Genomic DNA, 16,761 nt, shown 5'->3' on the forward strand with positions numbered 1-16,761 from the left:
ACCCGGGGGCCGCCGGTTCGGACTGCGACTTGACGCGCGGGCCCCCATGGGCCCGCAAGCAAGGGAGACGCCGTCATGCCCGACCTCGCCGACCTCTTCCCCGGCTTCGCCTCGCACTGGATCGACACGCAGGCCGGGCGGATCTTCGCCCGCAGCGGCGGCAGCGGCCCGCCGCTCCTGTTGCTGCACGGCTTCCCGCAGACCCATGTGATGTGGCACCGGATCGCCCCGGCCATGGCCGAGCACTTCTCGGTCGTGCTGATGGACCTGCGCGGCTATGGCTGGTCCTCGGCGCCGCGCTCGGACGCGGAGCACCGCACCTTTTCGAAGCGGGCGATGGCCGAGGACGCCGTCGCCGTCATGGCGGCGCTCGGCCATGCCCGCTTCCGCCTCGCTGGGCACGATCGAGGCGCGCGCGTCGGCTATCGCCTGGCGCTCGACCATCCCGGCCGCCTCGAGCGGCTCGCCGTGCTCGACATCGTGCCGACCTTGGAGATGTGGGCGGGCATGGACGCCGCCCGGGCGATGGCGACCTATCATTGGCTGTTCCTGGCGCAACCCGAGAGCCTGCCGGAGACGCTGATCGGCGGCGCGCCGATCGCCTATCTCGAGCACACGCTGGCGAGCTGGACCGCGGCCAAGACGCTGGACGCCTTCGACCCCCGGGCGCTGGCCCATTACCGCGCCGCCTTCGCCGAGCCGAGCCGCATCCATGCCGCCTGCGAGGATTATCGCGCCGGCGCCGGCGTCGACCGCGCCGACGACGCGGCCGACCGGGAGGCCGGCCGCAGGATCCTCTGCCCGCTGTTCGCGGCCTGGGGCGTCGGCGGCTTCCCCGCCAAGGGCCGCAGCACGCTCGAGGTCTGGCGCGAATGGGCGGCCGACGTCTCCGGCGCGCCGATCGAGGGCGGGCATTTCCTGCCCGAGGAGAACCCGGCGGCCACCGCCGCCGCCCTCGTCGCCTTCCTGCGGGGCTGAGGGCGATGGCGCAGCACAGGCTCTCCTCTTCGCCGAGCGTCGGCGTCGTGCTCGGCGGCGGCGGGGCGCGGGGCCTGGCGCATATCCCGATGCTGGAGGCGCTGGACGAGCTCGGCGTCAGGCCGGTGGCGCTGGCCGGCACCTCGATGGGCGCGATCTTCGCCGCGGCCTATGCCTCGGGCCTGACGGGCAAGGAGATCCACGACCTCACCGTCGCCGCGCTGCGCGACCGGCGCGGCCTGCTCGGCAAGGTGATGGAAGCGCGCGCCGGACGCTTCACCGACCTCTTCGCCGGCTTCGGCAACCCGCTGCTGATCGACCCGGAAGTGCTGTGCGAGCTGCTGCTGCCCGACGCGGTGGCGCCGAGCTTCGAGGCCTGCGCCATCCCGCTGACGGTGGTCGCCACCGACTTCTACGCCCGCAACGAGGTGGCCTTCAAGACGGGGCCGCTGCGCCGGGCGGTGGCGGCCTCGATCGCGATTCCCGGCCTGATCCGGCCGGTGACGATCGAGGGGCGCGTGCTGGTCGACGGCGGCGCCGTCAACCCGCTGCCGATCGAGCACGTCCGCGCGGAGGCCGACGTGGTGGTGGCGGTCGACGTCACCGGCGGCCCGGTGCAGCCGGCGCGCGAGCGCCCACCGAGCCCCTGGGAGGCGATGTTCGGAGCGCTGCAGATCATGCAGGGCACGATCATCGAGCAGACGCTGGCGCACCATCCCGCCGACATCCTGGTCAGGCCGAATGTCGACCTGTTCAAGGTGCTCGACTTCTTCCAGGTCAGCGTCATCGTCCGCCTGGCGAAGCCCGCCAAGGAGGATCTGAAGCGCCGGCTGGCGACGGTGCTGGAGCAGGCATGACCAGCCGCCGCAGGGGTCTCACGGCGTCGTCGCGGGCAGGACGAAGCGGTTGAGCACGGCAGTGCCGACCCAATCCTGCCGCGGGCTCGCATAGAGCCCGGCATGGATGAGGACGGTCAGGTCGAGCGAGGGCACGATGAACAGCCTCTGGCCGCCATAGCCGATGCCGGCGACCCAGTCGACCTCGCGGCGGGCGACCAGCGAGCGGCCCAGCCAGAACTGGAAGCCGTAGAACACCGAGCCGGGGCCGTTGATCTGCGGCGAGACCGCCGCGTCGACCCAGGCCGCGGGCACGATCTGGTGTCCGTGCCAGGCCCCGTGGTCCAGCACGAGCTGGCCGAACTTCAGCGTGTCGCGCGGCAGCAGCCTGAGCCCGGAGGCCGCCACCGGCTCGCCGGTCCGGGGATAGCGCGCCCATTCGACATGGGTGATGCCGAGCGGCTCGAACAGGGCGGTGCGCGCCAGCTCGTCGATCGTCTTGCCCGTCGCCTTGCGCAGCACGCAGGCGATCAGCGCGGCAGAGCCGCCGCTATAGGTCCAGACCGTTCCGGCGGGATCGGCGACGGGCTGCTCCAGCACGTAGCGGCAGGGATCGGCGGCGGTGTCCATGCCGGTCTCGCTGTTCTTGGGGTCGCTGTAGGGAAGGTCCTCGCTCCAGGTGAGGCCGGCGGACATGGTGAGCAGGTCGCGCAGGGTGATGCGCTCCTTCTCCGGCGTCCTGAGATCGGCATAGTCCGGCAGCAGGGAGAAAACCGGCTGGTCGATGTCGTGCACCCACCCCTTGTCGATGCCGACGCCGACGAGGAGCGAGACGACGCTCTTGGTGATCGAGCGCAGGTCGTGGGGAACGGACGGCCCGAAGGTGGTGTCGGCGGGCGGCTGGCCCCATTGCTGGTCGGAGCCGGTAAAATACTGCTCGAAGACCAGGCGGCCGTGCCGCGCCACCAGGACGGCATGGACATTGGCTTCCTTCCATGCGGCGAAGCGGCTCGCCAGCCGGCACAGTGCGGCCGGATCGAGGCCGACGCTCGCAGGGTCGGCGGTCTCCCAGCCGTCGGCCTGGGGGCCGGGAGCGCCGCAGGCCGCCTGCGCGGCGGCCGGCCCGCCAATCGCCAGCACGGCGCCGAGCGCCAGGATCAGGGTCCGCAACATGGGGTGGCCTCCTATCGATGGAAGGGGACGTGGATGGCTCGGGGCGTCCGGACTCACCCCTCGCCTCGCCGCCTTCGGCGGATCGGGATCAGGAGATCGGTGACGCAGTCCTGGCGGGCGCCGGGCCGCGAGCGATCGCGATAGAGCTCCAGGGCCGGCCGGTTGTCGGGATCGTAGCCGCTCTGCGGCAGCCAGCCGCCGAACAGGCTCTGGAAGGTCGGCGCGATCAACGACCAGGGACCGACGAGGCGGTAGGAGGCGTAGAGCCCGCCCGCGATGGCGACGGCCTCCAGGTCCCCGGCCGGCGCCGTCGGCGTCGCCGGCACGATGCCGGCGAAATAGCCGAAGCTCTCGGGCTCCTCGGGATCGCCGATGCAGATGCCGATCTGCTCGCGCGGGCTGGCCCTGTCGAGGCCCAACGCCACGCAGAGCCGACGATAGGTCAGGCTGATGGAGGCGATCGGCCCCCGGTGCCGCAGGCACAGCGCCTGCTTGGGCGGAAGCTCGACCAACTCGACGTCGCCGCCGTCGATGGTTCGGGTGCCATCCGCGCCTGGCGCGGACCCGCCCGGCGGCTTCGCGAGATCGAACTGGCGCGTGCGGAATTCGCTCGGGCTGATGCCGGCAAAGCCCCGAAAGGCGCGGGCGAAGGCCTGGGGGCTGTCGTAGCCGACGCCGAGGGCGATGGCGGTCACGCTGTCGGCAGCATCCCTGAGCTGGAGCGCCGCCCGCGCCAGACGCAGGCGCTGGATGGTCTCGGCGACGCGCTCGCCGGTCAGGGCGCGGTAGATGCGATGGAAATGGAACGGCGAGAGATGGGCGACCGACGCCAGGCTCTCGACGCTGTGCTCGGCGCCGGGGTCGGCCAGGATGGCTTCGATCACCCGCGCAATCCGGCCGTTGTAGCTCTCTTCCGTGCTCGGCTTCATGGCGGGCGGACCATAGCCGTTTCGCCCCGACCACGCGGTGCACGGCTTGCTGTTTTTCGCCGGTCCGGCACCCGTGCGACGGCCTGCCCTCCAGGCCAAGGACGAATGCCGCCGGCGACCCGCCTCGGCGGTCCCGTCACCCTCCGAGGGCGGTCACTGCCGGAAGGCGTGGGCGAGGTCGTAGAGGCGCAGGGTCAGCTCGGTGTCGGAGCGGTCGGGGTCGGTGACGGCATAGAGCGCCGCCCGCCGCATCTCGACGGGGCTGGCGTCGGGATGGGATGCGGTCGCCTGGCGGAAAAGGTCGGACCGGTCGGGCGTCCGGCGCGCCAGCGCTTCCAGCGACAGCGAGATCTCTTCGATGCGCGTGTCCATGATGCGGTGATCCCCGGGAAAACCGCGCGAGGTTAGCCGGGCAGGCATGCGGAGGCAACCCGCGGCGGCGCGAAGACCGGCGGCGGCGACCGCGGGGATGCTATAGTGGGGCCGAGTCGCCTCCACGAGCCCCTGCCATGCCCGTCCGTGCCCTGCCCCGAGTGCTGATCGACCGCATCGCCGCCGGCGAGGTGGTGGAGCGGCCGGCGAGCGCGGTCAAGGAACTGGTCGAGAACGCCATCGATGCCGGCGCGACCCGCATCGAGGTGGTGACGGCCGGCGGGGGCCAGCGCCTGATCCGCATCGTCGACGACGGCAGCGGCATGAGCCCCGAGGATCTGGCGCTGGCGGTCGAGCGCCACGCCACCTCCAAGCTGCCCGGCGACGACCTCCTCGCCATCTCGACCCTCGGCTTCCGCGGCGAGGCCCTGCCCTCGATCGGCTCGGTGTCGCGGCTCGCCATCGCCACGCGGGCGGCCGGCGCCGAGCACGGCGTCGCCATCGAGGTCGACGCCGGCGCCAAGGGCGCGGTCAAGCCGGCGGCCCTGACCGCAGGCACCCGCGTCGAGGTGCGCGACCTGTTCCATGCCACGCCGGCCCGCCTCAAGTTCCTGAAGACCGAGCGCACCGAGGCCGCCGCCGTCGCCGACGTGGTCAAGCGCCTGGCCATGGCCCACCCCGACATCGCCTTCACCCTGGCGGGCGAGGACCACCAGCCCGTGACCTATGCGGCGACGGCGGATTTCGGCCAGCGCCTCGCCGCGGTGATCGGCGCCGACTTCGCCGACAATGCGGTGGCGATCGAGGCCGAGCGCGAGCGGGTGCGGCTCACCGGGCGGATCGGCCTGCCCACCTTCAACCGCGGCACAGGCCAGCACCAGTACCTCTTCGTCAACGGCCGGCCGGTGCGCGACAAGCTGCTCGTCGGGGCGGTGCGCGGCGCCTATGCCGACCATCTGCCGCGCGACCGCTTTCCGGTGCTGGCCCTGTTCCTGGAGCTGCCGCCGCGCGAGGTCGACGTCAACGTCCATCCGGCCAAGGCCGAGGTGCGCTTTCGCGACGGCGGCCTGGTGCGCGGCCTGATCGTCTCGGCGATCCGCGCCGCCCTCGAGCGCGAATCGGGCCGGGCGACCAGCAGCAACGGCACCGCGGCGCTCGGCCTGCTCGCCCGCAGCGCCGGCGCCGCCGTCCACCACGCCGCGCCGGCGGCGGCCTGGGACTGGCGCGCCTCGCCCGCGGCGCCGGCGGCGGCCCCCGGCTTCGGCGAGGTCGCACAGGCGGCGTTCGCGAGCCTCGCCATCCCGTCCGCCGATGCGCGTGCCGGCACGGCGCCGCCGGAGCCGGACGCGCTCGACCGGCCGCTCGGCGCGGCGCGGGCGCAGCTGCACGAGACCTATATCCTGGCCCAGACCCGCGACGGCGTGGTGCTGGTCGACCAGCACGCCGCGCACGAGCGCCTGGTCTATGAGCGGCTGAAGCGCGAGCGCGCCGCCTCGGGCGTCGCCGCGCAGATGCTGCTGATCCCGGAGGTGGTGGAGCTCGATCCCGCCGACGTGGAGCGGCTCGGCGCCAAGGCCGACGACCTCGCCAGCCTCGGGCTGGTGCTGGAGCCGTTCGGGCCCGGGGCGGTGCTGGTGCGCCAGACGCCGGCCGCGCTCGGCGACACCGACCCGGCCAGGCTGGTGCGCGACCTCGCCGACGGCTTCGCCGAATGGGGCTCGGAGATCGTGCTGGAGCGGCGGCTCGACCATGTCGCCGCCACCATGGCCTGCCACGGCTCGGTCAGGGCCGGGCGCCGCCTGCAGCCAGCCGAGATGAACGCGCTGCTGCGCGAAATGGAATCAACGCCCAATTCCGGCCAGTGCAACCACGGCCGGCCGACCTATGTGTCGCTGAAGCTCGCCGATCTCGAAGCCCTGTTCGGGCGGCGCTGAGGCGGTTTGAGCAGGACGTCCGCGTGTCGGACTGGGCGCGACGCCTGGGTCTTCCCTCCCCCTTGCGGGGAGGGATAAAGGGTGGGGGTCGCGGGCGTAGAACTCGACGCTTCAGGACCGAGCCGGCACTCACCGATGAAGAGCGCGCCTTATCCTGCAGCACCCCCACCCCTTACCCCTCCCCGCAAGGGAGAGGGGATTGGCTGACGTCGCGTTTGAAGCATTTACCCGGACGATGCCCGAGGCTCACTCGAACAGCTTCTGGTACCAAGCCTTCTTGGCCTCTTCCTCCGCCTCGGACGGCAGCGGCTCGTTGCCGCCGAGCGGCGCGGCGGCCGACGGCACGCGCAGGCCGGACGGCGGCTCGATCAGCGAGCGGCGCGGCGGCTCGACGCCGGGAACGAGCGGCGCGCTGTCCGAGGACTGGCCGAGCGCGGTCTTGCGGTTGAGCTCCACCGGGCTGACCGCGCGCGAAGCGTGATCATAGTCGTAATTGATCTGCGAGGGGGTGCGCTGGTCGCGGCTCGGCCCGTCGAGCACGCCGGCGGCCTGCTCCTCCGGCGTCAGGCGCTGGGCATTGCCCTCGCCGGGACCGCGGGTGAACTCTTCCTTGGCGAGCCTGGCGCGCTTCTTCTCGTCCGGGTCCTTGGGCCAGGACGGATCGGCCTGCGCCGGGTTGGCCGCGGGCTGGCGCATGTCGCGCTTGGGTGGAATCACCAGCGGCGCGCGCTCGGAATAGTTGATCTGCGGCGAGTCGTCGGTAAAACCGAGCACCTTGCCTATGAAGTTGCTGAGTTCCTGGGCCTGGGCGGTTCCGCCGAAGGAAACCGTCGACGCCAGAGCGCCGGCCACGATCAGAACTCGCAAGGTGGTTGTCTGCATATCAACCTCAAAAGCTGGAGACGCCCCTTCAAGCTGCGCCTGGCCGCCCCTTGCCCAAGACCGCTTCATACAGGAGGAGCGCCACGCCCGCAACGATGGCGACGTCGGCGAGGTTGAAGACGTACCAGCTGAAGCTGCCGACATGGAAGTGAAAGAAGTCGGCGACATAGCCATAGGCGGCGCGGTCGATGGCGTTGCCGACGGCGCCGCCGATGATCAGGCCGAGCGCCACCGCGCTGATTCGCGTCTCGGTCCGGGCGAGCCAGACCGACAGCAGCGCCACCGCCAGCACCGTGAACACCACCAGCGCCCAGCGGCCGACGGCGCTGTCCTGCTGGAACAACCCATAGGAGACGCCGTAATTGCGCACCAGGATCACTTCGAAGAACGAGGTCAGCTCGACGGGCGGGCGGTCGGCGATGTCGAAGACGAACAGCGTCCACAGCTTCTGCGCCTGATCGATCACGGCGGCGAGGACCGCGACCGTGAAGCCGAGCGCGGTGAGAGGTCCGCGGAAGAGGGATGTCATGGGATCAAAGGCTCTCCGCGGCCTGCCATTCGCGCATGGCCTGCGCGTCGCGGGGGGTGATGTCGGGAAATGCCGGATCGGCCGTGGCCGGATCGAAATATTTCCACGACCGGGCGCATTTGCGTCCCTGCGCCCGCGCCGGCACCACGGCGATGCCGTCGACCCCCTCGAGCCGGAAGGCCTCCGCCGGCCCCTCGCCGGGCACGATGCTCAACGCGGAGACGATGCAGACCTCGTCGAAGGGCACGCTCTCGATCACCGCCCGCGTCGCCGGATCGGCGATGGCGACGACCGGCGCGGCCTCGAGCGAGGAGCCGATGCGCTTGGCCGCCCGCTCCACTTCGAGCGCGCCGGTGACGACGCGGCGCACGCGCTTGATCGTCTCCCAGCGCTCGGCCAGGGCATCGTCGCGCCAGGCGGCCGGCACATCCGGGAAAGTCTCAAGGTGCACTGAAGCTTCCGCGCCGTAGCGCTCGGTCCAGGCCTCGTCCGCGGTGAAGGCCAGCACCGGCGCCAGCCAGGCGGCGAGGCAGGCGAACAGCCGGTCGACCACGGCGAGCGCCGCCCGGCGCTTCGGCGAGGAGGCGGGATCGCAGTAGAGCGCGTCCTTGCGGATGTCGAAATAGAAGGCCGACAGGTCCGAGGTCATGAAGGCCGAGACGGCGGCGAGCACGCGCTTGTAGTCGTAGGCGGCATAGGCCTCGCGCACCAGGACGTCGAGCTCGGCCAGGCGGTGCAGCATCAGCCGCTCCAGCTCGAAGGGCTGCAGCGCCGCGATGTCGAGCGCCTCGCCCGGCCGGTGATGGGCGAGCGTGCCCAGCATCCAGCGGATGGTGTTGCGCAGCTTGCGATAGGTCTCCTCGACGGTCTTGAGGATCTCCGGGCCGATGCGCTGGTCGTCCCAATAGTCGGTGGTCGCCACCCACAGGCGCAGGATGTCGGCGCCGGAGCGCTTGATCACGTCCTGCGGCGCCACGGTGTTGCCGATCGACTTCGACATCTTGCGGCCCTGCTCGTCGAGCGTGAAGCCGTGGGTCACCACCACGTCGAACGGCGCGCGGCCGCGCGTGCCGCAGCTCTCCAGCAGGGACGAGTGGAACCAGCCGCGATGCTGGTCGGAGCCCTCCAGGTACATCACCGTGTCGCCGCCGCCGTCGACCTTGCGGCGGATGCCGGCGAGGCCGGGGAAGTGCCGGGGATCCTCCAGGGTGAAGGCATGGGTGGAGCCGGAATCGAACCAGACGTCGAGGATGTCGTCGACCTTCTTCCACTCCGCCGGATCGTAGCCGTTGCCGAGGAAGCGCTCGGCCGCGCCGGGCTGATACCAGGCGTCGGCGCCCTCGGCCTCGAAGGCGTCGGCGATGCGGCGGTTGACCGCCTCGTCCTTGAGGATGGTGCCGTCGTCGCGGGCGAACACGGCGATCGGCACGCCCCAGGCGCGCTGGCGCGACACCACCCAGTCCGGCCGGTTGGCGATCATGCCCGTGATGCGGTTCTCGCCGCTCGCCGGCACCCACTGCGTCTCGGCGATGGCGGTCAGGGCCCGTCCGCGCAGCGTGGTGCCGTCGCCGAGCCCCTTGTCCATGGCGATGAACCATTGCGGGGTGTTGCGGAAGATCACCGGTTTGCGCGAGCGCCAGCTATGGGGATACTGGTGCTTGAGCCGGCCGCGCGCCACCAGGGCGCCGGCCGCCGCCAGCGCCTCGATCACCGCCTTGTTGGCGTCGCCGGTCTCGCCCTTGTCGGTGATGACGCGCCGGGCATGGCCGCCGGTCGCGGCCGGGCCGAAGCCGGGGGCCTCGTCGGTGTAGAAGCCGTCGCCGTCGACGGTGTAGGGGATGCGCGTGTCGATGCCGCGCGCGGCGAGCTCGCGCCCGTTCGCCATCCAGACGTCGAAGTCCTCGCGGCCATGGCCGGGCGCGGTGTGGACGAAGCCGGTGCCGGCCTCGTCGGTGACGTGCTCGCCGTCGAGAAGCGGCACGGCGAAGCCGTAGCCGCCGCCGAAGCCGCTGAGGGGATGGGCGCAGGAAAGGCCCGCGAGCGCGGCGGCGCTCACGTCGGCCAGGCGCTCGAAGGCCTCGACCTTGGCGGCCTTGAACACCTCGGCGGCGAGCTTGTCGGCCAGCACATAGGTGGCACCGACCCTGGCCCAATTGCCGTCCGGGGCAGCGGTGACGCGGTAGAGGCCGTAGGCGACGCGGCTGGAATAGGCGATCGCCCGGTTGCCGGGGATGGTCCAGGGCGTGGTGGTCCAGATCACCACCGAGGCCGCGGCGAGATCGCCGGCCGCGCCGGCCGTCACCGGGAAGGCCGCCCAGATCATGTCGCTGACGTGGTCGTGATACTCGATCTCGGCCTCGGCCAGCGAGGTCTTCTCCACCACGCTCCACATCACCGGCTTGGAGCCGCGATAGAGCTGGTCGGTCAGGGCGAAGGCCATGAGCTCGCGGGCGATCTGCGCCTCGGCCGCGTAGGTCATGGTGAGGTAGGGATGGGCCCAGTCGCCCTCCACGCCCAGGCGCTTGAACTCCTCGCGCTGCACGTCGACCCAGTGCTCGGCGAAGGCGCGGCATTCCCGCCGGAACTCGACCAGCGGCACCTCGTCCTTGTTGCGGCCCTTGGCGCGGTACTGCTCCTCGATCTTCCACTCGATCGGCAGGCCGTGGCAGTCCCAGCCCGGCACGTAGTTGCTGTCGAAGCCCAGCATCTGCTGCGAGCGGGTGACGAGGTCCTTCAGGATCTTGTTGAGGGCATGGCCGATATGGATGTTGCCGTTGGCATAGGGCGGCCCGTCGTGCAGCACGAATTTCGGCCGGCCGGCCGCGCTTTCGCGCAGGCGGCGGTAGAGGTCGCCCTTCTGCCAGCGCGCCAGGATCTCCGGCTCCTTCTGCGGGAGGCCGGCACGCATCGGGAACTCGGTCCTGGGCAGGAACAGCGTCCTGGAATAGTCGAAGCCCTCGTCGACAGGGGCGTTGGAGGCGGTCATCGATGATCGTCCGTCGTGCGGATGGGGAAAGGCGGCGCGAGCCCGGACCTTCCGCGGGGCTCAGGCGAGCCCGCGCGCGGAAGCCGGGACGGTAATTCGGGATATGCGCCGCAAAATCGTCATGCCCGCCTCATAGCAGGCGGGCGGGCCGGGATAAAGCGTGAAAGGGCGTGTGGGGCTCGCCGGCCTGCGCCGCCGTGGGGACAGCTCCACCCGCGCCGTCATGGCCGGGCTTGTCCCGGCCATCCCTAGCGAAATCGAATTCGATTTCGCGGGGAACGCAACTGCGGCCTTCTCGCCGCGGCCGGAGGTCGTTCCTGCACCGCCGATGGTCGCGTGGATGGCCGGGACAAGCCCGGCCATGACGGAGAGGTTCCGGCGAGACACAGGCAGCATCAGCCCGCCGTCAGCGCCCGCGCCAGCCGGCTGTCCTCGTTCATACGGGCGACGAGGTCATCGACCGAGGCGAATTTCTGCTCGCCGCGGATCCAGCCGACGAAGGCGACCTCGATGGTCTTGCCGTAGAGGTCGCCGTCGAAGTCGAACAGGAAGGTTTCCAGGAGCGGCGCGCCGTTGTCGAAGGTCGGCCGCCGTCCGAAGCTGGCGACGCCCGGACGGACGACGCCGTCGACCGTGGCGCGCACGGCATAGATGCCGAAGCGCAGGGCGCATTGCGGGTCGAGCTGCATGTTGGCGGTGGGGAAGCCGAGGAGGCGGCCGCGCTTGTGGCCGTGCTCGACCGTGCCGAGCACCGACCATTCGCGGCCGAGCATGCGGTTGGCGCCGGCGACGTCGCCCTCGGCGAGCATGGTGCGGATGGCGGACGAGGAGATCGCCCGGCCGTCCTCCGACAGCGGCGCGACGATGGCGATGTCGAGCCCGAGCGAGCGGCCGTGATGCACCAGAAACTCCGGCGTGCCGCGCCGGTCCTTGCCGAAATGGAAGTCGTAGCCGACGGCGATGGCGTGGGCCTTGAGGCGCCCCACCACCAGCTCCTCCAGGAAGGCTTCGGCGGTGATGCCGGCGAAGGCGCGGTCGAAGGTCATGGTGACGGCGGCGGCGAGGCCGGCGCGCTCCAGGAGCAAGAGCTTCATGGCCGGCGGCGTCAGGCGGAACAGCGGCACGTCCGGGCGGAAGACGCTGCGCGGATGCGGCTCGAAGGTCAGGGCGATCGCCGGCCGGCCCTTGGCCAGCGCCTCCGCCGCCTCGATCACCGCGAGATGGCCGCGGTGCACCCCGTCGAAATTGCCGATGGCGACGGCTGCGCCGATGAGATGGTCGGGAAGCCCGGCCGGGTCGTCGAAGGTCTGGAAGGGCATGCGGGCAGTCTGGTTTCTAGAGGCGGCACCGTGACGGGCGCTCGCGGCCGCGTCAAGGCAGGCGCCGGAGGATTGCGTTAACCCGATCTTCAAGGGGCGACAGTAGCGTCATGTCCGGTTCGGACCCCCGCCCCACGGGCAAGGCGGGCGATCTCCGATCGGCAGCAGGCGTATCGTGCAGCGCTCCAGAGGGGGCCGGGAGCAGGGGTGATGGCAGTAGACCTTTCGATGCCGATCCTGGTGGTCGACGATTACCAGACCATGATCCGCATCATCCGCAACCTGTTGAAGCAGCTCGGCTTCGAGGATGTGGACGACGCCTCCGACGGCTCGGCGGCCCTGAACAAGCTCAAGGCCAAGAAGTACGGCCTGGTCATCTCCGACTGGAACATGGAGCCGATGACCGGCTACGAGCTGCTGCGCGAGGTGCGCTCCGACGACCAGCTGAGATCCACCCCATTCATCATGGTCACCGCCGAATCGAAGACCGAGAACGTCATCGCCGCCAAGAAGGCCGGCGTGAACAACTACATCGTCAAGCCGTTCAACGCCCAGACGCTCAAGTCGAAGATCGACGCCGTCTTCGGCGCCTGAGACGGCGATGGCCGCGGCGGACGATACGACAAAGCCCGGCACCGGGCGGGGGGAAGGAATGTCGGCAGCGGAGAGCGTCCATTTCGAGCGCGTCATCGCCTATCTTCGCGAACGCCGCGAAAAGGAAGTCTCTCTCACCGACGTCGTGGCGCTGGCCGAGATCACCGCCGAGAGCTTCACCGCCTTCTTCCAGGCGATGGACACGGCGATCTATCGCGAGCTGCGCGAGATCGCCAACTACATCACCACCATGAAGGCGGAGATCGGGGCGCTGCAGGCCAACGACCTGAAGTCGCGCCGCATCCCGGCCGCCGGCCGCGAGCTCGACCTGATCGTGCAGTCGACGGCGGAGGCCACCAACACGATCATGGAATGCGCCGAGGCGATCATGGCCGCCGACGCCTCCGACGCGCAGGCCTACAAGGCCTTCGTCGACGACAAGATGATCCTCCTGTTCGAGGCCTGCTCCTTCCAGGACATCACCGGCCAGCGCGTTCGCAAGGTGGTCGACACGCTGCAGCAGATCGAGGCGCGCGTCACCCGCTTCGCCCAGGCCATCAACGCCAGGGATGCGGCCGGCTATGCCGACGAGGCCGAACGCCGGCGCGAGGAGCGAGCCAGGGCGCTGCTGCTGCACGGCCCGCAGGCGCGCTCGGAGGCGAGCTCCCAGGACGCCATCGACGCCCTCTTCACCTGAAGCCCCTACCAGACGAGGTGCGGCATCGCCCAGTCCGGCGCCACCCCCTGCTCCGCCAGGAAGGTGCGCAGCGCCGCCTCGTCGAGCGCGGCGCCGTGGCCGGCCTCGAGCGCATGGATGCCGCCGGTGACGAACAGCGCGCCGCAGCCGATGGCGGCGGCGCCGGCAAGGTCGGTGCGCACGGAATCGCCGATCGCCAGCACCCGGCCGGGCTCGACCCGGCGCCCCAGCGCCGTCTCCACCACCGCGAAGCCGGCATCGTAGATCGGCCTGTGCGGCTTGCCGCAGGTGACGACCGGGCCGCCGAGCGTCTCATAGGCGTCGGCGATGGCGCCGGCGCAATAGATCATGGTGCCGCCGCGCTCGACCACCAGGTCGGGATTGGCGCAGATCATCGGCACGCCGCGGGCGAGGAAGCGGCGCAGCATCGGCAGATAGGTCTCGGGCGTCTCCACCGTGTCGTCGAACAGGCCGGTGCAGACGATCACCTCGGCCGCCTCCTCGCCGGCGAAGCGGATGTCGTGGCCCTCGAACAGCGGCCGGTCGCGCTCCGGCCCGAGATGGAACAGCGCCTTGCCGGCCTGCGCCGCCACGTGGCTGCGCGCCACGTCGCCCGACGTGACGATGGCGTCCCAGGCCCGGCGCGGCAGGCCGAGGCGGTCGAGCTGCGGGGCCACGCTCCCGGCGGGGCGCGGCGCGTTCGACACCAGCACCACCACGCCGCCCCGGTCGCGGAAGGCGGCCAGCGCCTCGGCCACGCCGGAGAACAGGGCGTGGCCGTTGTGGACCACGCCCCAGATGTCGCAGAACAGGGCGTCGTAGGCGCCGGCGACCTCGCCGAGGCCGGTGATGATGCGGGTCATGATCATGCGTCCGATGGGGGCGGCTTCACAGCCGCTCGGGCCGGCCGACTGCGGTGACGAAGGGCTTGCCCTCGCCGAACAGGCGCCGGCCGGCGGCCCGGACCTCCTCCGGCGTCACCGCCTCGACCAGGGCGTTGCGCCGCTCGATATAGTCGCTGCCCAGGCCCTCGAGCTGGATATGGGTGAGCTGGTTGGCGATCTTGGCCGAGGTGTCGAAGCGCAGGGCGTAGGAGCCGGTGATGTAGCTCTTGGCGTTCTCCAGCTCGTCGGCGGTCGGGCCCTGCGCGGCCATCTCCGCCATCTCCGCCTCGATGATCGCCAGGCTCTCGGCCGCGCGGTCGTTGCTGGTGGCGACGCCGCCCGCGACATAGGCCGAATGCTGGAAGCAGGCGAGCTGGGTGGAGACGGAATAGGCCAGGCCCTTCTCCTCCCGCACCTTCTGGAACAGGCGCGAGGAGAAGGAGCCGCCGCCGAGAATATGGTTGGCGATATAGGCGGCCATGTAGTCGGGATCGCTGCGCTTGACGCCGGGCGTGGCGAGCTGCAGCACGGTCTGCGGCACGTCGAGGTCGATCAGCCGGCGATCGGTCGCGACGGCGGGCGCCACCTCCGCCACCGGGCTGAGCCCGGCCCGCGCCGGCAGGGCTGCGAAGACGGTGTCCAGCATGGCCGCCGCGTCCGCGGCCGTGATGGCGCCGACGATCGACACCACCAGATTGTCCCGGGCGAACAGCCTGGCGTGATGGACGGCGATCTCCTCGCGCGAGGCGGCGCCGATGCTCTCCAGCGTGCCGTGCGGCCAGCTGCCGTAGGGGTGGCCGGGATAGAGCGCCGCCGTGAAGGCGCGGGAGGCGATGCTGTGCGGGTCGGAGGCCTCGCGGCGCAGATTGGCCAGCATGCCCTGGCGGATGCGCTCGACCGGGTCGGGGTCGAAGCGCGGCACGGTGACGGCGAGGCGCGTGAGGTCGAAGGCCTCGGCCCGCCCGCCGGCCAGGGTGCGCAGCGAGCCCGCCATATAGTCGCGGCCGGCATGGAACGACAATTCGACCGCATTCTCCTCGATGCGGAGCTGGAAGGCCTGGTCATCGAGCGGGCCGGCGCCCTCGTCGAGCAGCGAGGTCATCATCTGGCCGAGGCCGGGCCGCTCCGGCGGGTCCTGGGCGGCTCCGCCGCGGAAGGCGAAGTCGACGGCGACGATCGGGACCGCGTAGTCCTCGACCAGCCAGGCCTCGATGCCGTTGGGAGAATGGATGCGCTGGACCATGATGTTTCCGAATGAGGAGGGCCATTCGGCGGTCGTGACCACCGAACGGTGGTCGTGACCGCCGGTGCGGAGAGGGATCAGTCCGCGCCTTCGAGCAGGCCGACGACCGAGCGCGCCTCGGCGAGGTGGCGGCGCGCCGCCTCGCGCACGGCATCCGGCGTGATCGCGGCGATGCGGGCCGGCCAGGCCTGCAGGTCGGCGACCGTGCCGCCGACCGCCAGGGTCGAGCCGAAATAGCGCGCCAGCGAGGACTGGCTGTCGCGGGCATAGATGGCTTCGGCCACCAGGCGCGTCTTGGCGCGGTCGAGCTCCGCCTCGCCGATGCCCTTCTCGGCGAGCTCGGCGATGACGGCTGAGATCGCCGCCTCGACGGTGGCGAAGCTGACACCGGGCAGCGGCGCGGCCCAGACGGCGAAGCGCGACTCGTCGACCGCGGTGCCGCCATACCAGGCGGCGGCCGAGGCGGTGATCTTCTGCTCCGCCACCAGGGCGCGATAGAGGCGCGACACCGAGCCGCCGCCGAGCACCTGGGCGAGGAGGTCGAGGGCATGGGCCTCGCCGTCGTTGGCCGTGCGATAGGAGGGCACGCGCCAATGGCGCTGCAGCATGGGCTGCTCCACCCGGGGATCGGCCAGGCTGACGCGGCGGTCGGCCCGCTGCGGCGGCTCCTGCGGGCGCAGGCGCGGCGGCGGCTCGGCCCGGCGCGCCAACCGGCCGTAGCTGTCCTCGGCCAGGGCGCGCACCTCCTCGGCCGTGACGTCGCCGGCGACCACCAGGATGGCGTTGTTGGGGGTGTAGAACCGGTCGTGGAACGCGACGGCGTCCTGTCGCGTCAGGCCCTTGATCTCCTCCTCCCAGCCGATGATCGGCGTGCCGTAGGGATGGTGGGTGAACAGGGTCGCGGCCACCTCCTCGCCGAGCTGGGAATCGGGGTCGTTGTCGACCCGCATCTTGCGCTCCTCCAGGACGACGCTGCGCTCGGGGTCGACGACGGCGTCGGAGAGCGCCAGCCCGGCCATGCGGTCGGCCTCGAAGCCCATCATCGTGCCGAGATGCGGGCGGGCGACGCGCTGGAAATAGGCGGTGTAGTCGTAGGAGGTGAAGGCGTTCTCCTGGCCGCCGAGCCGGGCGACTTCCCTGGAGAAGCCGCCGGGTTGCTTCTCGGTGCCCTTGAACATGAGATGCTCGAGGAAGTGGGCGATGCCGGACTTGCCCATCGGCTCGTCGGCGCCGCCCACCCGGTACCAGACCATGTGGGTGACGACCGGAGCGCGCCGGTCGGGGATGACCACCACGTCGAGCCCGTTGGCGAGCGTGAAATGCGCGATCTCCGGCCCGGTGGCGGCGGACGCGGCGTCGAGGCCGGGGATGAGCGAGGACAGCATGGGCGGGTCCGTGATGGCGG

The 16,761-nt window shown here is 71.2% G+C and carries 15 protein-coding genes; 5 read left to right on the top strand and 10 right to left on the bottom strand.

The genetic code is table 11. The features are described from left to right. The first annotated feature begins 75 nt into the window (after positions 1–75). Together QO011_RS39755 and QO011_RS39760 are read left to right on the top strand one after the other, a co-directional pair. The gene (locus QO011_RS39755) at positions 76–978 is read left to right on the top strand and encodes an alpha/beta fold hydrolase (protein ID WP_307285435.1); all 903 of its coding nucleotides are present in this window, start codon (positions 76–78) and stop codon (positions 976–978) included. Positions 979–983: 5 nt separating this feature from the next. After that, the gene (locus tag QO011_RS39760; protein WP_307285439.1) at positions 984–1,835 is read left to right on the top strand and encodes a patatin-like phospholipase family protein; all 852 of its coding nucleotides are present in this window, start codon (positions 984–986) and stop codon (positions 1,833–1,835) included. Positions 1,836–1,853: 18 nt separating this feature from the next. Here the strand turns inward: QO011_RS39760 and QO011_RS39765 are convergent, their stop codons facing one another. The 3 genes from QO011_RS39765 to QO011_RS39775 form a co-directional block, all read right to left on the bottom strand. Then, complete coding sequence (locus QO011_RS39765; protein WP_307285442.1) at positions 1,854–2,987, bottom strand: serine hydrolase domain-containing protein; 1,134 nt, start codon at positions 2,985–2,987, stop codon at positions 1,854–1,856. 53 nt (positions 2,988–3,040) lie between these two features. After that, positions 3,041–3,916 (bottom strand): AraC family transcriptional regulator, encoded by an 876-nt coding sequence (locus tag QO011_RS39770; protein ID WP_307285444.1) that lies wholly within the window; start codon positions 3,914–3,916, stop codon positions 3,041–3,043. A gap of 153 nt (positions 3,917–4,069) precedes the next feature. Continuing rightward, positions 4,070–4,288, bottom strand: a complete 219-nt coding sequence (locus QO011_RS39775; RefSeq protein ID WP_307285448.1) for a hypothetical protein — start codon at positions 4,286–4,288, stop codon at positions 4,070–4,072. 137 nt (positions 4,289–4,425) lie between these two features. Here QO011_RS39775 and mutL point away from each other — a divergent pair, with 137 nt between their 5' ends. Further along, positions 4,426–6,222 (top strand): DNA mismatch repair endonuclease MutL, encoded by a 1,797-nt coding sequence (gene mutL / locus QO011_RS39780; RefSeq protein ID WP_307285450.1) that lies wholly within the window; start codon positions 4,426–4,428, stop codon positions 6,220–6,222. Between the two features lie 246 nt (positions 6,223–6,468). On the opposite strand, the gene QO011_RS39785 is transcribed toward mutL, so the two are convergent. The 4 genes from QO011_RS39785 to QO011_RS39800 form a co-directional block, all read right to left on the bottom strand. Continuing rightward, positions 6,469–7,104: a hypothetical protein gene (locus QO011_RS39785; protein ID WP_307285453.1), complete on the bottom strand. Its 636-nt coding sequence runs from the start codon at positions 7,102–7,104 to the stop codon at positions 6,469–6,471. 28 nt (positions 7,105–7,132) lie between these two features. Continuing rightward, the gene (lspA, locus tag QO011_RS39790; protein WP_307285456.1) at positions 7,133–7,633 is read right to left on the bottom strand and encodes a signal peptidase II; all 501 of its coding nucleotides are present in this window, start codon (positions 7,631–7,633) and stop codon (positions 7,133–7,135) included. A gap of 4 nt (positions 7,634–7,637) precedes the next feature. Continuing rightward, the gene (gene ileS / locus QO011_RS39795; protein ID WP_307285459.1) at positions 7,638–10,619 is read right to left on the bottom strand and encodes an isoleucine--tRNA ligase; all 2,982 of its coding nucleotides are present in this window, start codon (positions 10,617–10,619) and stop codon (positions 7,638–7,640) included. 395 nt (positions 10,620–11,014) lie between these two features. Further along, positions 11,015–11,938 (bottom strand): bifunctional riboflavin kinase/FAD synthetase, encoded by a 924-nt coding sequence (locus tag QO011_RS39800; RefSeq protein ID WP_307285461.1) that lies wholly within the window; start codon positions 11,936–11,938, stop codon positions 11,015–11,017. A 210-nt stretch (positions 11,939–12,148) separates the two neighbouring features. Here QO011_RS39800 and QO011_RS39805 point away from each other — a divergent pair, with 210 nt between their 5' ends. Further along, complete coding sequence (locus QO011_RS39805) at positions 12,149–12,532, top strand: response regulator (RefSeq protein WP_307285464.1); 384 nt, start codon at positions 12,149–12,151, stop codon at positions 12,530–12,532. Positions 12,533–12,590: 58 nt separating this feature from the next. Further along, entirely contained in the window at positions 12,591–13,229 is a 639-nt protein-coding gene (locus QO011_RS39810; RefSeq protein ID WP_307285467.1) for a chemotaxis protein, read from the top strand. Positions 13,230–13,234: 5 nt separating this feature from the next. On the opposite strand, the gene QO011_RS39815 is transcribed toward QO011_RS39810, so the two are convergent. From QO011_RS39815 to QO011_RS39825, 3 genes are all read right to left on the bottom strand, one after another. Next, positions 13,235–14,092 (bottom strand): TIGR01459 family HAD-type hydrolase, encoded by an 858-nt coding sequence (locus QO011_RS39815; RefSeq protein WP_307285469.1) that lies wholly within the window; start codon positions 14,090–14,092, stop codon positions 13,235–13,237. 25 nt (positions 14,093–14,117) lie between these two features. Then, entirely contained in the window at positions 14,118–15,356 is a 1,239-nt protein-coding gene (locus tag QO011_RS39820; RefSeq protein WP_307285471.1) for a M16 family metallopeptidase, read from the bottom strand. Between the two features lie 77 nt (positions 15,357–15,433). After that, positions 15,434–16,741: a M16 family metallopeptidase gene (locus tag QO011_RS39825; protein ID WP_307285474.1), complete on the bottom strand. Its 1,308-nt coding sequence runs from the start codon at positions 16,739–16,741 to the stop codon at positions 15,434–15,436. Positions 16,742–16,761: the final 20 nt, after the last annotated feature.

Origin of the sequence: Labrys wisconsinensis (assembly GCF_030814995.1) — a bacterium.
Lineage (GTDB): Bacteria > Pseudomonadota > Alphaproteobacteria > Rhizobiales > Labraceae > Labrys > Labrys wisconsinensis.